This is a genomic window from Paenibacillus sp. FSL R7-0273, assembly GCF_000758625.1.
In the GTDB taxonomy this organism is placed as follows: domain Bacteria; phylum Bacillota; class Bacilli; order Paenibacillales; family Paenibacillaceae; genus Paenibacillus_AQ.
In genome coordinates this window covers 7,111,255-7,125,400 of the sequence record NZ_CP009283.1, presented here as the reverse complement: position 1 = coordinate 7,125,400, position 14,146 = coordinate 7,111,255, and the positions used below count along the sequence as shown (strand labels likewise).

Genomic DNA, 14,146 nt, shown 5'->3' with positions numbered 1-14,146 from the left:
CCCCTTTGTAAGAGATGCCTATCGTACGTTCCGGCCTACATAAAATCAAAGAAATACCGGATGACATGGAAAAAGATCGGCGAGGTATACGCCAGACTGTCAACCCGGCTCATATAGCTTTTTTGCAGGGCGGCGAATTTGTCATCGTCTCCGATCAGCAGGTCGCGCTTCAGTACGGAGACAGTCAGGCTGCCGAAATATCCGCTCAAGCTAATCAGTACCCCGGACAGCAGGCCGAACAGCGGGGTAAGCGGCGTCAGGTAGGGGTAGATGAGGTAAGACACGGCGGTCGTCACCACAAATCCGCAGACAAAGCCTTCCCAGGTCAGATGCGGGTTGGCGGTCGGCACGACCTTATGCCTGCCGAAATAGAGCGAGGCCAGATAATGCGCCACATCATTAAGCTGCGTCAGCACGACCAGGAACAGCACCAGCCCTGCGCCGTATTCCGGGGTGGCAAACTGGAAGTAGGCCAGATGGCTAAGCCCGAACACCATCAGCATCATTCCCCATTGGGTGGAGCTGACACTCCGCAGGAAACCGAGCGTTCCCTTGTTCAGCAGCCGCGGGAGCGGCAGCAGCAGAAAGACGTAGACCGGAATAAAGACGATGAACATCCCGTACCACTCGATATAGATCCAGTAGAATTGCAGCGGAATCGCCAGATAAGCCCACAGGAACAGCCTGCGGTCCGCCTTGCGTGTGCGGATCATGGAGAAGTATTCCTTGAGTGAAAAGAAGCATAGCACCATCAGCGACAGCAGGGACACCACAGCATTAAACAGGGTCGCCAGGCAAAAGATAAACAGCATGCCCCACCAGGTTTTGATGCGGAAGCCGATACCGGTATAGTCCTTGTCCTTCTGAAGCCTGCTGACGGCAAGGTAGATCAGATGAATCGCCGAAAGGCCGGCGAAAATTAGCAGTAGTGTGAATAAAGAGCTGTCCAAGCGCCGATCACCAGCCTGTCCCAGGATTGGATTCCAATAAAGGAATCATATGTTATTATGAAGGAAACGTCCGAAATTGATAAGGGGAAAATTTGTAATGACAGGTAACCAATCGGTCTTTATTTTGCTTACGAATACCGGAACGCTGTTTACCAGACTTATTCAGGGCTATACCAAGGCTCCGTATAACCATGCCTCCATCTCGTTTACCCGTGATCTTTCGGAGATGTACAGCTTCGGCAGAAAGCATCCCAGCAACCCTCTGAACGGGGGCTTTGTGAAGGAGGATCTGCACACGGGGACGTTCAGTAAATATCCGAATACAACTTGCGTTATCTATGAGCTTAAGGTTACAGAGCGGGAAGTGGAGAAGATGCAGCGCGTGCTGCATATTTTTATCCGCAGCCGGCAGAAGTACCTGTATAACATTCTGGGTGTGATCGGCATTGCCCTTAAGGAGCCGGTTGAATTCAGCAATTCCTATTTCTGCTCCCAGTTCGTTGCGGAGATTCTCGACCGTTCCGGCATCAAGCTGTGGAATAAGCTGCCGGCGCTCGTTACGCCGGATGATTTCAGGCAGAGTGAACGGCTGGAGTTAATTTATCAGGGTAAATTAAACCAGTATAAGCAGGGGAGTGAATAGAATGGTTCATGCGAGAGAAGTATTAGCCAATCAATTGCTGGCAGGCGCCAATGATCCAAGCTGGCATCTGCCGTTCATGCAGGCAGTGGAGGACGTGACCGAGGAAGAGGCGTTCTGGAAGCCGGGGGCCGGCCTGAACAGTATCGCCGAGCTTACGCAGCATCTGCTCTACTGGAACAGAACCTGGCAGACCCGCTATCAGGCGGGAACGGCAGCTGCCGTGCCGCCTGTAGGCGACAACAACAACAGCTTTATCCTGCCGGAGAATGTCTCCTTCGCTGAGCTGAAGAGCGGTCTGCTTGATGTCCTGCTGGGCTGGCAGACCCTGCTTGCCGAAGAGAGACTGGAGGCGCAGGTCGCCGGCTTCCCGGAACCCGCGCTGTGGTGGGAAGTCATCAGTAATGCCGCAACGCATAATGCCTACCATATCGGCCAGATCGTCTATGCCCGCAAGCTGCAGCGGCGGGCGTAGACGATAGCAGGATTGCGGATGCTGAGCATTAACGGAAGCCATAAACACCAGCTGTCAGCCGCTCTCCACCTCAGGTACAACGACCCGGATATGGCGCGGCAGCACGCTGAGCTGTACTGGCAGAGCGGGCCCCTCCTCGCCATCCACATTCGTGTGCATCGGGGCGGCGGATTCGACCGTTATGCTGCGGGCGGCAAAGTACTCGACCCCTTTATGGTTCTTCAGATTGCCGAGCAGCAGGGAGATGCTGGCGGTAAGGGTGCTCAGAATTGTAAGATCCTTAATGACAAAGCAGTGGATCAGGCCGTCGTCCACTGCTGCTCCGGGAGCCAGCCGCTCAAACCCGCCGACCGAATTCGTCAGGGCGGCAACAAACAGCGGCGAGTCGCCCTCCCACACCTGGCCGTCATGAGTAATGATCAGATGGTTAGGCGTGTTGCCGGTCAGCTCCTTCAGCCCCTCCTTGAAATAAGCAAACGAACCGAGCCGTGATTTATCCTCTGAGGTCACCGCTGATACCGATTCAGCGATGGCTCCGGCCGCAACCACATTGATGAACAGCCGCCCGTTTAGCCTTCCGACATCGACCGCACGGGTGCCGGGGGAAGCGAGAGTGCGGATCGCCTCTTCCGGATTCAGTGAAAGCCCGATGGCCCGGGCAAAATCATTGACGGTTCCCAGTGGAATAACTCCGAGCTTGGGACACCCCGTGTCTCCGCTCAGCCCGTTGATCACCTCATGCAGTGTGCCGTCCCCGCCAATCGACACAACCAGCCCGTAGCCTTCCTGGCATGCCGCTCTGCTGAAGAGGGTGGCATCGCCTTCCTGCTGTGTCTCCTTCACCGTAATGGCATACCCCTGTTCTGTGAGTATCTCCACAGCCATCCGTACATAGCCCGGCCCCTCCTCCTTACCTGAGGTGGGATTCACTATAATCATAGCCTGCTCCATCGTAGCCTCGTCCTTCCGTGCGTGGTTTATTATTCTGTGCTGCGCCTGCGAAAAGACTCCCCATAGGCGGTGTGGCGGAATTGTAGAATAGGGTCATCCGACAGGGCTATGCCCTCTGAAACGGCCGCCGGGTCCATTAGCAGGCCTGCCGGCTCAGGTATAATCTCTGTCAGATGCAAGCGGCCGATTTCGATCCGCCGCCGGTCCCCGGGCCACGCTGTGGTAGGGTCATCGGTGGGATCATCTTTTTCGCCAAAAATAACATGGAGCTGGAATACCGCCGGCTCCGCCTTCAGGCGCAGCTCCAGCTCATCCTCCAGATAGCGGTCCGGCTGCTGCCGGGCATCAGAGAGAGGCAGGGTACGGACACCGGCGTCCGGGGCCCATTCGAATTTAACCGGCCGCCGAATCCCCTCGGGATCTATAAAATGATAGGCGTGAATGCAGTAGTAGCGGGACTCGGCATAGCTGGCGGGCGGCTTCAGCCTGTTAAGGCTGAGAAGGCTTTCCTTGCTCTCGCTGAAATGCGCTGTGATCTCTTTTATAAGCTCAAGCGGACCCAGATTGCCTTCGCGTGCCTTGTGTGCGGTGCGGACGATATCGACAAATGATTCGGGTGTCCGTGCAAAAAAGACCGGCAGCGTAGCCCCTACAAGACAGGTGGTGCCGCCGCCGGGCAGGCTGAACCGGACTGCCATGCCTTTGGCCGGAGATAGAAGATCGGCCAGCGCCGGATCAGTGGAGCTGCCGGAGAAGCGGACAACCGCAGCTGTCTCCTGCTGCTGCAGGTGCGGTGCAGTTGTAAAGGCAGCGGCGAGCCCGTTCGGCCGGAATACGGCCCGGCAGCAGATGCCTCCGGCATGGGCCCTCCGGTAGCCGGGATGGACGCCGGACAAGCCTTCAATGGCGTCAACCGCCTCTGCGGCCAGCCCGGAACCGGCTGCTGCAGGGATATTTTCCGGTGAGTCAGATTCCTTCATATATTTGCTTCCCTCCTGAGTGCATCATTTACGGTCTCTACAAGCTCTATTCCATTCATAACCACGCGCGTTTCCAATTAAACTTCTGCCAGTATTTAAGCGGTGATAACAGACTCTATCTCTGGTATACTCTCGGCAAAATGATAACAGAGGGAGGCGTCCTTGATAGCGTGAATAGAATATGGAGAAGAGCGGCGGCAGGAGCTGTAGCCGTCTTGTGTGCAGCTGTTGTATACATACCTCACTCGTCGGCAGCAGCTGTACCGGCCGGGGCGAAGCAGCCTTTTGACGATATAGGAGCCAGCTATGCGAGAGAAGAAATCATAGACTTATATAACCGGAAAATAGTAACCGGCACTTCCGGGAACAGCTTCTCCCCGCAGGGGACAGTAACCCGTGCTGAGCTCATTACGATGCTGGGCCGCCTGCTGAAGCTTGAGCCGGTAGGGAGTACCATTACGCCATTTAAGGATGTAGCCCGGAACGCCTGGTACTATGGCTGGATACAGGCGGCAGTTCAGCTGGAGCTGGCGGGCGGCACCTCGGCTGCAACCTTCGCCCCGGCGCAGCCGGTTACCCGCCAGGAGGCTGCCGTCTGGCTGGCCCGGGCATTTAAGCAGACGGGCAGCACTGCCGGACTGCAGACTGCCTTCAGGGATAGCGGGGCTATTGCTGCCTGGGCAGGAAGTGCAGCGGCGGCTGTAAACCGCCTGGGCCTGATGAAGGGAGATGACACCGGCGCGTTCCGGCCTTTGTCGCCCATCACGAGGCAGGAGACCGCAGTGCTGATCTACCGGGTGCTGCAGCAGCAGAAGTGGGCCGCTGAGCTTGAGGGGCAAACGGATGAGCGAATTGTAATGGGCTGGCAGTATGGCCAGACGGCGGCGGAGTATCAGGCGAGTGTTGTGCAGTCCAATGTGAATGTGTTGTCTCCCCGCTGGTACTTTGTAGGGGGCAATGGAACGGTATCAGATTCGACAGCAGCCTCAATGGTTACCTGGGCCAAGAACAACGGCAAGCGCATATGGCCGCTGGTCGGCAACCGCTTTGACCAGGCTGCAACCCACCAGCTGCTGTCCAGTCCGGCAGCCAGAACATCAGCTGTTAATCAGCTGGGGGCGCTTGTCAGCAAGCATGGGCTTGACGGGCTGAATCTGGATTTTGAGAATGTGGCAGCGGCTGACAAGGCAGCATTGACCGCCTTTGTTACACAGCTGGCCGCTAAGCTGCATGCGCTGGGTGCTGTATTGTCGGTGGATGTGTCGCCGGACCTCGGAACAGACTGGACTGAGGCCTTTGATTATGCGGCGCTCGGCAAGCAGGCTGATTATATGGTGATGATGGGCTATGATGAGCACTACAGCGGCAGCATGAATCCCGGCTCAAATGCTTCGCTGCCTTATGTCCGGCAGGCGGTGACCGGGCTGCTGCAGGCGGTACCGGCTTCAAAGGCCATTCTGGCCATGCCGCTGTATACCCGGGACTGGACGCTGAAGCAGGGCCCGGTGAAGCCCTCCTCGGTCGAGCTCTCGCTTACCGCACAAAACCAGCTTGTCAGCAGCTATGGCCTTCGTCCGGTCTGGAACAGCACGCTCGGGCAGTATGTAGCCAGCTATACCCGGCAGTCACTGAAGCATACTATTTGGCTGGAGGATGGCCGTTCCCTGACCGCCAAATATAATCTGGCCGCAGAGCAGAAGCTGGCCGGCATCGCCTACTGGCATATCGGCGGGGAGAGCCCGGATATCTGGACGAGTATCCGCAATGCAGAGAAGTATGCGGGGTATTCCTTTTAGTTGCGGGGGAGTAAGTGAGGGGCAAGTGAAGAGTAAGTGAGGAACAATTAAAGGATGGATGAAGAAGTAAAATGAAGAGTAAGTGAGTAGTAAATGAAGGTTAAATGAAGGTTAAATGAAGAGTAAATGAAGAGTAAATGAAGAGTAAATGAAGAGTAAATGAAGAGTAAATGAAGAGTAAATGAAGAGTAAATGGAGAACAGTTGAGGAACAATCAAAGTATAAGTGCACTCGTCCTTATCTCAGCGCCTTTTGTGGGGCGCTTTTTTTATGGCCCGCTGGTCGACGGCTTACCTGTAGCGCTGTCGCATCTACAGCCGGACGTCAGAATTTAAAGGCAAAAATGCCTTTGAATTCGCTCGGAGAGGCCAAAGCGGCCGAATCAAGGGCAAAAGTGCCTTTGATATCACTCGGCGAGGCCAAGGCGGCCGAATCAAAGGCAAAAGTGCCTTTGATCTCGCCCCGCAAGGCCAAACCGGCCGAATCAAAGGCAAAAGTGCCTTTGATATCACTCGGCGAGGCCAAACCCGCCGAATCAAAGGCAAAAGTGCCCTTGATTTCGCTCGGCGAGGCCAACCCGGCCGAATCAAAGGCAAAAATGCCCTTGATTTTGCTCGGTGAGGCCAAAGCGCCCGAATCAAGGGCAAAAGTGCCTTTGAATTCGCTCCGCAAGGCCAAAGCGCCCAAATCAAGGGCAAAAATGCCCTTGATTTCGCTCGGCGAGGCCAAACCGGCCGAATCAAAGGCAAAAGTGCCCTTGATTTTGCTCGGCTAGGCCAAACCGGCCGAATCAAAGGCAAAAGTGCCTTTGAATTCGCTCCGTAAGGCCAAACCGGCCGAATCAAAGGCAAAAGTGCCTTTGAATTCGCTCCGCGAGGCCAAACCCGCCGAATCAAAGGCAAAAGTGCCCTTGATTTTGCTCGGTGAGGCCAAAGCGCCCGAATCAAGGGCAAAAGTGCCTTTGATCTCGCTCCGCGAGGCCAAACCCGCTAAATCAAAGGCAAAAGTGCCCTTGAATTCGCTCGGCGAGGCCAAAGTGCTCAAATCAAGGGCAAAAGTGCCCTTGATATCGCCCTGCGAGGCCAAACCCGCCAAAGCAAAGGCAAAAATGCCTTTGCTTTCCCTCCGCGAAGCCGGACCGCCTTTAACTCCCCGTATTCCCGGTAGTAAAGCTACGTCACAACCAGCAGCAAAAAACACCGTGCAGCGCTTGAATATAATCCGCCGCCAGCCGATATAAATCATGATTATATAAAATTTATACAATCGTTATTTGAGGGATTGTACCAGCTCTATAACCCATTAATATAAATATCAGCTAAATCAGATTTACTGAAAAAGGTGGCCACACAATGTATAACGTTGATTCGCTTGAGCAGCTCATGGCAGCAATCCCTGTAATCAAGGCGGCGGTTCCCGCCGATTTATCCATCGCCGTCTGTGACCTGGAGAAGTTCCTCGCCTACTGGCCGGGAGAAAATATAGATCTGCATATCCGGGAGGGGCAGCCCCTCCATGCCGAGGAGCCGCTGACGGCGGCAATCCGCAGCAATACACCGCTTAGGGCGGAGGTACCGGCCGAATTCTACGGGTTCGAGTTCACCGGAACGGCTACGCCTGTCCATGACCGGGAAGGCCGGATAATCGGCGGAATTGCGGTGCAGCTGCGCCGCCAGCGCGAGCTGCGGACGATAGCGGATCAGATGTCCGGCTCGCTCGCCCAGGCAAGCAGCCGGCTGCTGCAGGTAGCTGACGGAGCAAGCGAGCTTGCGGCCTTCACCCAGCAGCTGCTTGTGCTTGCACAGAGAAGCGGCGAGCAGGTGAACGAGACGGATAAGGTGGTAGCGCTTATAAACAATGTTGCCAGCCAGACTCAGCTGCTGGGCATTAATGCGGCTATAGAGGCGGCCCATGCCGGAGATAAGGGCAGAGGCTTCGGGATAGTGGCCCAGGAGATCCGCAAGCTGTCCAATGAGACTGTCAGCTCAACCCGGACCATTCAGGATACACTCGGGGCCTTCAAGGCAGCAACGTCACAGATGGGTGTCTCCATTGAGCGGATCGCTTCCATTGTTGAGGAGCAGGCTGCAACCTCGGAGCAAATTGCGTCCTTTATCGAAGAAATTCAGCAGATGTCCGAGAAGCTGAATGAGTTTGCCCGGAAGCTGTAAGCAGCGGACCGGCTCCACCTAGGCAGATACCCGGATACTGCCGCTTCGGACAGGGGTGGGCTTGAGCTGAGCGAAACAAATATTTGCCTGAATGCCACATTTTAGCTGGAATGATCAGGAAGATTGGCATAACGATTTACTTGTCAATTCGCACGTCCGCCTCCACAATAAGTGGATAGAATCAGGATGAGGAGCAATGGTAGATGAAAGAGGTTTGGGTACGGAATAAAGTTAAAGTAATCGGAGAGGGCGCGCAGACCATCGTGCTGGCCCACGGCTTCGGATGCGATCAGAGCATGTGGCAGTTTATTACACCGGCCTTTGAGCGGGAGTACCGGCTGGTGCTGTTTGATTATGTAGGCTCGGGGAACTCCGACTTAAGCGCGTACAGCACGGAGCGTTACGGTAACTTCCGCGGGTATGTACAGGATTTACTGGATGTTATCGAACTGCTGCAGCTGACCGATATTATTTTTATAGGACATTCTGTCAGCTCCATGATAGGTATGCTGGCTTCTATTGAACGGCCGGAGCTGTTCGCCAAAATGGTCATGATCGGGCCTTCCCCGCGGTATCTCAATGATGCTGACGGCTATTTCGGCGGATTCGAGAAAAGCGATATTACCGAGCTCCTGGAAATGATGGAGATGAATTTCAGCGGCTGGGCCAGCTTTATGGCGCCTCTTGCCATGAACAATCCGCATCTGCCTGAGCTTACACAGAATTTGGAGCGCAGCTTTATTTCGGCTGACCCGGTCATTACCCGGGAGTTCGCCGAGGTTACCTTCCTGTCGGACCACCGCGGTTCACTCGCTGATGCCGCAGTGCCCACGCTGATTCTGCAGTGCTCGGATGACAGTATTGTGCCTATTGCGGTAGGTGAATATCTGCACAAGCATTTGAAGAACAGCGAGCTGCGCCTGATGCAGGCCAAGGGCCATTATCCGCATATCAGCCACCCGGAAGAGACAATAGCGCTGATCAGCGGCTTTCTGTAAGCCGCCAAGAATATTTTGCAGTATTGTGAGGTTATTTAAAAATGGATGAACGGCTGGAGTTCGCCCCGTGCGGATATCTGTCAATTACACATCAGGGCATCATTACGGATATGAATCATACCTTCCTTTATCTGATGGGATACACACGGGAAGCGCTGCTGCATAAGCATATCGAATCCATTATGTCGAAGGCTAACCAGCTGGTGTTCCATTCTTATTTTTACCCCAATATCAATCTGCACGGCCATGTGGAGGAGCTGTTTATCAGCCTGAAGGACGGGAGCGGCGGGTCGGTTCCATACATCATGAACGGCCGGAGCCTTATCGTGGACGGGGTAGCCGTCATTGACTGTGTACTGGTGCAGATGAGCAAGCGCATCGATTACGAGCAGGAGCTGCGTTCGGCCAAGAAGCAGATTGAAGAGGCGTACTGGGCTAAAGATCAGGCGCTGGCCGGGCTGAACCAGATTCATGCTGAAATTCAGCAGAAGCAGCAGGAGCTGATGGAGCTGAATGCCGTGCTGGTAGAGCTGTCTACGACCGATAAGCTTACTGGGCTAAAGAACAGGCGTTATTTTGAGGATATGCTGAGCAGGCAGCTGGAGCTGTTCCGGGAGACCGGGGAGCCGTTTTCCCTGCTGATTATCGATATTGACCATTTCAAGCGCATCAACGATACCTTCGGGCATCAGACCGGCGATTATGTGCTGGAGAAGCTGGGGAGCCTGCTGAGATTTCATTCCCGTGAAAAGGATACGGCTGCCAGATACGGCGGTGAGGAGTTTGTTCTGATCCTGCCTGATCTGGCTGCTGATGAAGCCAGGCTGGTAGCGGAGAACCTGCGGCTGGAAACACAGCTTGCCGTCTGGGAGACCGGAAGTCTTACGGTCAGCGCCGGGATTGCGACCTGTGCAGACGGAGATACGGGGCAGACCCTGCTACACAAGGCCGATAAGGCACTCTATGCTTCAAAAGAAGGCGGAAGAAACCGGGTCACACACAGTTTGGATTGTATCCCGGAGGTCCGGTAATGCAGCTTCACTAACTATCAGCAATTAAAAAGCCTCCGACAGAGCAGCCGTCTTACGGCCGTATCTGCCGGGGGCTTTTTTGGCTCCGTGGCGCTGTTAGAACATTCTTCGTGCGGTTACAAAGCGCTTTTTCCACTGGCCGACTATAACCTCTGTGTGAACGCCCTCCTTGGGGGAGTAGGTGTGCAGCATCTTATTGTTACCCGCGTAAATACCGACATGTCCGATAGGAAGGCCGCGCGACGTAAAGAACAGCAGATCGCCCGGACGCAGCTCATCCAGCCCGACCTCGGTGCCCTGCTTAGCCTGGTTATAGGATACGCGCGGCAGCTCAATGGATAGAATATCCTCAAACAAGCGTTTTACGAAGGACGAGCAGTCAAAGGTACTGGTCTGGCCGGTGGAGGCGCCGAACTCATAAGGGGTGCCGTTAAAGGTCCTGCCGTAGGCGAGCAGGGCTGCAGCCTGCTTTTGGACAAGGGAGGCACTGCTGTAGTCCGTGAATTTCGGCTTGGCTGAGAGATAGCCGGTCAGGTTATCCTCAGTCTGCACCTTCAGCCAGAGCGCATCCGTTACGCTGATTACATGCACCCTGGCTCCTTCAGTAAGCATCTTCTCCTTAACCGGTTCACTTGCGCTATCCGGCTTGCTGCGCAGTGTGACATCTCTGAGGATCTCCGTTTCATAGATGACAGCGGGCTGGACGGCAAGCTTGGCCTGGGAGACAGGCTGCTTCAGCGGCCGGGCATCTGCATAGGCGGCACCCCCTCCGCATAGCGACAGGATTAGCAGGGAGAGGAGAGCGGTATTGCGTTTGATCATATGTGTATCACCTTGCCTATAGATTTTTGGTCTATAGTTGGACGCGGGCGGCGGAGAATGGTTTTGTGGTAAATAGTGGGCTGCGCCCGCTGCTGGCAGAGGATAAATCAGTAAAAAACCTTCTGCTGCAAAAGCTCCAGCGCAAGCCCGATTTCCCTGCGTTCTTCATCTGAAAGCTGACCGATGCGCTCTTCAAACCGCCGGCCGATCGTCTGGAAAGCCTCGCCCATCATCTGTTCACCGGCGGGGGAGAGGGTAATGCCCTGCCTGCGGCGGTCGGCGGGATCGGTAACTTTGGCGCAGAGCTGCTTTTCGGTCAGCTTTTTAAGCTCACGGCTGGTATTGGGCATGGACATATGCATGCATTCACTGATCTCGCTCAGTGTCACCGGCTGGCTGACAGCTATATATTCAAGGATTTTATATTGGACAGGGGTAAGCGCCCCGGATTTCACGTCTTTGGTAATATCGCTCGCGACCTGATGCACGGCAGCTGTAAAAGTCACGATTTGCCCGAATAGGGGGCTGTTGCTGCTGTTGTTCATTCCCATGGGATCACCTCTAGATGACCATAGCAAAAACCTTATCATAAAACAATTATCATTTGACAACTAATTTGCCGGTGTGCTAGGATTTCGTTATCAAATGATAAGTAAAGAGGTGCTGGAATGAATACGCTGGTTATCTATACACATCCCAATCATCAGAGCTTGAGCTATGCTTTTTTGCAGGAGGTACTCCGGGGAAGCCGGGACAATGCAGCGGTGAAGGACATTAAAGTGCTCGATTTATATGAGGAGGGCTTCGATCCGGTGCTGGTCTTTGGTGAGCATAAACGCCGGCGGGATATGCATGCCGATCCGAAGCTGGCTGTATACCGTGAGCAGCTGCTTTGGGCTGACCGCATTGTGCTGGTCTATCCGATCTGGTGGGGCCGGCCCCCGGCGATGCTTATGGGTTATATTGACCAGATGTTCGCCTCGGGCTTCGCTTACAGGGACAAGGGAGGACTGCTGCCGGAAGGCCTGCTGAAGGGGAAATCGGTGGTTTGTGTTTCGGTGATGAAAGGACCGGCGCATTACCCGCTGCTGTGGCTGGGCAATGCGCACAAGATCCTGATGAGGAAGGCGCTGTTCAACTTTGTCGGTATCCGTAAGGTGAAGTTCTTTGAGTTCGGCAGCATGGAGAGCCCGCGCGGCGGGCATGCGCGCAAGCTCGATAGGGTGTACCGCTACTTCAAGACAGCAGTCCGGTAGGAGCGCAGGCTGCAGATGCGGCGCTGCGGGCGGGAGTGTAATCCCCCCGGCCCCGCTTTGTCCGGCAGTATGGCTGCGGAAGGCTTAGCTGTACTGCTCCACGTACCAGTCGATGATTTTCCGGGCGATGCTGACCCGCGGCGGGATGTTCGGCAGGCTGTCCGGGGAGAACCAGGCGGCATGATCGAGCTCAATCCCGTCCACGCTAATTTCGCCGCTCTCGTATTCAGCCAGGAAGCCGACCATCAGTGAATGCGGGAAAGGCCACTGCTGGCTGCCGAAATAAGTAATATTCTTGACCGTAATGCCGACCTCTTCCCTGATTTCACGCACCACACAGTCCTCCAGCGTCTCGCCCGGCTCTACGAAGCCGGCAATCAGCCCGTACATATTATTCTGGAAATGGGGTGCGTGAGCGAGCAGAATCTGGCCGTCCTTCAGGATGGCAGTAATGACTGCCGGGGCCAGCCTCGGGTACCACAGCTGTCCGCAAGCAGAGCAGCTGCGCGCATGCTCTGTTCCCGAGAGCACGGTAGCTGCTCCGCACTTGCCGCAGAACTGGTGGGTTTCATCCCAGGCCAGCAGCTGGAGTGCTCTTCCTGCCAGGTGGAATACATCCTCGTCCAGCACATCGTACAAGGTGCGCAGAGGGCGGAAGGCCATACCTGCCGGCTCTGGCGTATCAGCCGGCACTTCGGCCGCGAAGCAGGGCATGCCGGCAAAGGAGCCGAGATAAAGGGTCCGGACAGGGGCAGCATCAAGGCCTTCAAGAGAAGCCAGCAGCGGAATGGCTGTCTGTTCAGGCGATTCCGTTACAAGCAGCTTGCCGGAATGGGTAATGAGCCAGTACACAGAGCCGGCATATTGCGGGTCCGGGATAACGGACGGGAGATAGCGTGCATAGATGGATGTCTGAGGTTTAGGCATAATAGGAGACCTTTCTGTTTTTGGTATATTTACTTCTTGTAAGAATAGCACCCTGCGGGAAGGCTAACAATCAGAAGGAATCAGGCGGGCTGCCCGAATGCGGGCAGGCCGTTATTTGGTATTTCGGAAACGAATGATTTGACAATTGCTCAACTTGTAACTACAATGGTTACAAGAGCGGAAGAGTAAGTGGTAAGTAAAGCTATATATACAGTATTTTCAAATAAAAAAATAGATCATGGAGGAATGTAAAATGAAGATCGGATTTACTGGAGCAACCGGACAGTTCGGTTCTATTGTAGCAGAGGCTTTGCTGAAGACAGTTCAGGCAGATAGCCTGGTGGCAAGTGTAAGAAGCCCGGAGAAAGCGGAGAGCCTGCGGGCCCGCGGCGTTGATGTCCGCCACGGAGATTTCGATCAGCCGGAGACACTTGATGCAGCATTTGCCGGTGTGGACCGGCTGCTGATTGTCTCGGCAGACGGCGACAATGAGACGCGTATCCGCCAGCATAAGGCGGCTGTAGATGCAGCAGTACGGGCCGGTGTAAGCTTTATCGCTTACACAAGCGTCGGACATGCGGATACCAGCTCCCTGTTCCTTGCCCCGGTGCACCGGGCGACTGAGGAATTCATCCGCGAATCCGGCATTCCGTATGCCTTCCTGCGCAATAACTGGTATCTCGAGAATGAGGCCGGCTCCATTCAGGCTGCTGCAGCCGGAGCACCATGGCTGACTTCCGCCGGCGAAGGTAAAGTAGGCTGGGCAACCCGCCGTGATTATGCCGAGGCTGCTGCTGCTGTCCTGACCGGCGAAGGCCACGAGAATGCCGTCTATGAGCTGTCAGGCAAGCCGCTTACCCAGGCGGAGCTGGCCGCAGTTGTCGGCAGCGTGCTTGGCAAAGATATCCCTGTACAGCAGGTGGATGATGCCACTTATTCAAGCGTAATGGCGGGCGCAGGTGTTCCGGAAGCAGCGCTGCCGATTGTGGTAGCCATTCAGGCGGCGATCCGTGAAGGCGCGCTTGATATTGCGGGCGGCGACCTGGAGAAGCTGCTGCAGCGTCCGCAGACTCCGCTCAGCGAGGGCGTCAGCGCATTGCTGAAGGGTGCGCAGGCGTAAAGAGCCGGAAGCTGCCTGCGGCAGCACGC

Annotated in this window: 16 protein-coding genes; 9 read left to right on the top strand and 7 right to left on the bottom strand. The window is 55.2% G+C overall.

What is annotated here, in order from left to right:
* Positions 1–35: 35 nt before the first annotated feature.
* Positions 36–950 carry a phosphatidate cytidylyltransferase gene (locus R70723_RS30640; protein ID WP_039877898.1) on the bottom strand — a complete coding sequence of 305 codons (915 nt, stop codon included), beginning with the start codon at positions 948–950 and terminating at the stop codon, positions 36–38.
* A 97-nt stretch (positions 951–1,047) separates the two neighbouring features.
* Here R70723_RS30640 and R70723_RS30635 point away from each other — a divergent pair, with 97 nt between their 5' ends.
* Complete coding sequence (locus tag R70723_RS30635) at positions 1,048–1,593, top strand: hypothetical protein (RefSeq protein WP_039877897.1); 546 nt, start codon at positions 1,048–1,050, stop codon at positions 1,591–1,593.
* 1 nt (position 1,594) lies between these two features.
* Positions 1,595–2,065 (top strand): DinB family protein, encoded by a 471-nt coding sequence (locus tag R70723_RS30630; protein ID WP_039877896.1) that lies wholly within the window; start codon positions 1,595–1,597, stop codon positions 2,063–2,065.
* Positions 2,066–2,119: 54 nt separating this feature from the next.
* Here the strand turns inward: R70723_RS30630 and R70723_RS30625 are convergent, their stop codons facing one another.
* Both R70723_RS30625 and R70723_RS30620 read right to left on the bottom strand, forming a co-directional pair.
* Positions 2,120–3,016: a diacylglycerol/lipid kinase family protein gene (locus R70723_RS30625; protein WP_039877894.1), complete on the bottom strand. Its 897-nt coding sequence runs from the start codon at positions 3,014–3,016 to the stop codon at positions 2,120–2,122.
* Positions 3,017–3,045: 29 nt separating this feature from the next.
* Positions 3,046–3,996: a catalase gene (locus R70723_RS30620; RefSeq protein ID WP_047171280.1), complete on the bottom strand. Its 951-nt coding sequence runs from the start codon at positions 3,994–3,996 to the stop codon at positions 3,046–3,048.
* Positions 3,997–4,166: 170 nt separating this feature from the next.
* On the opposite strand from R70723_RS30620, the gene R70723_RS30615 reads away from it, so the two are divergent.
* The gene (locus R70723_RS30615) at positions 4,167–5,792 is read left to right on the top strand and encodes an S-layer homology domain-containing protein (protein ID WP_047171279.1); all 1,626 of its coding nucleotides are present in this window, start codon (positions 4,167–4,169) and stop codon (positions 5,790–5,792) included.
* Positions 5,793–6,141: 349 nt separating this feature from the next.
* Positions 6,142–6,567: a hypothetical protein gene (locus R70723_RS33665; protein WP_156123861.1), complete on the top strand. Its 426-nt coding sequence runs from the start codon at positions 6,142–6,144 to the stop codon at positions 6,565–6,567.
* Here R70723_RS33665 and R70723_RS30605 read toward each other — a convergent pair.
* Positions 6,564–7,037, bottom strand: coding sequence for a hypothetical protein (locus R70723_RS30605; protein ID WP_156123860.1), 474 nt, complete (start codon positions 7,035–7,037; stop codon positions 6,564–6,566). The two genes, R70723_RS33665 and R70723_RS30605, sit on opposite strands and share 4 nt — an antisense overlap.
* A 107-nt stretch (positions 7,038–7,144) precedes the next feature.
* Between R70723_RS30605 and R70723_RS30600 the strand changes: the two genes are divergently transcribed.
* From R70723_RS30600 to R70723_RS30590, 3 genes are all read left to right on the top strand, one after another.
* The gene (locus tag R70723_RS30600; protein WP_039877889.1) at positions 7,145–7,963 is read left to right on the top strand and encodes a methyl-accepting chemotaxis protein; all 819 of its coding nucleotides are present in this window, start codon (positions 7,145–7,147) and stop codon (positions 7,961–7,963) included.
* A 203-nt stretch (positions 7,964–8,166) separates the two neighbouring features.
* The gene (locus R70723_RS30595) at positions 8,167–8,961 is read left to right on the top strand and encodes an alpha/beta fold hydrolase (protein ID WP_039877887.1); all 795 of its coding nucleotides are present in this window, start codon (positions 8,167–8,169) and stop codon (positions 8,959–8,961) included.
* Positions 8,962–9,002: 41 nt separating this feature from the next.
* Complete coding sequence (locus R70723_RS30590; protein ID WP_039877886.1) at positions 9,003–9,992, top strand: sensor domain-containing diguanylate cyclase; 990 nt, start codon at positions 9,003–9,005, stop codon at positions 9,990–9,992.
* A gap of 96 nt (positions 9,993–10,088) precedes the next feature.
* On the opposite strand, the gene R70723_RS30585 is transcribed toward R70723_RS30590, so the two are convergent.
* A complete protein-coding gene (locus R70723_RS30585) occupies positions 10,089–10,814 on the bottom strand; it encodes a C40 family peptidase (RefSeq protein ID WP_052421530.1) in 726 nt (241 codons plus the stop codon).
* A 107-nt stretch (positions 10,815–10,921) separates the two neighbouring features.
* Positions 10,922–11,359, bottom strand: coding sequence for a MarR family winged helix-turn-helix transcriptional regulator (locus R70723_RS30580; protein ID WP_144027211.1), 438 nt, complete (start codon positions 11,357–11,359; stop codon positions 10,922–10,924).
* A gap of 123 nt (positions 11,360–11,482) precedes the next feature.
* Between R70723_RS30580 and R70723_RS30575 the strand changes: the two genes are divergently transcribed.
* Positions 11,483–12,070, top strand: a complete 588-nt coding sequence (locus tag R70723_RS30575) for an NAD(P)H-dependent oxidoreductase (protein WP_039877884.1) — start codon at positions 11,483–11,485, stop codon at positions 12,068–12,070.
* An 84-nt stretch (positions 12,071–12,154) separates the two neighbouring features.
* On the opposite strand, the gene nudC is transcribed toward R70723_RS30575, so the two are convergent.
* Entirely contained in the window at positions 12,155–12,997 is an 843-nt protein-coding gene (gene nudC / locus R70723_RS30570; RefSeq protein WP_039877883.1) for an NAD(+) diphosphatase, read from the bottom strand.
* 253 nt (positions 12,998–13,250) lie between these two features.
* Between nudC and R70723_RS30565 the strand changes: the two genes are divergently transcribed.
* Positions 13,251–14,117, top strand: a complete 867-nt coding sequence (locus R70723_RS30565) for an SDR family oxidoreductase (RefSeq protein ID WP_039877882.1) — start codon at positions 13,251–13,253, stop codon at positions 14,115–14,117.
* The last annotated feature ends 29 nt before the right edge of the window (positions 14,118–14,146 follow it).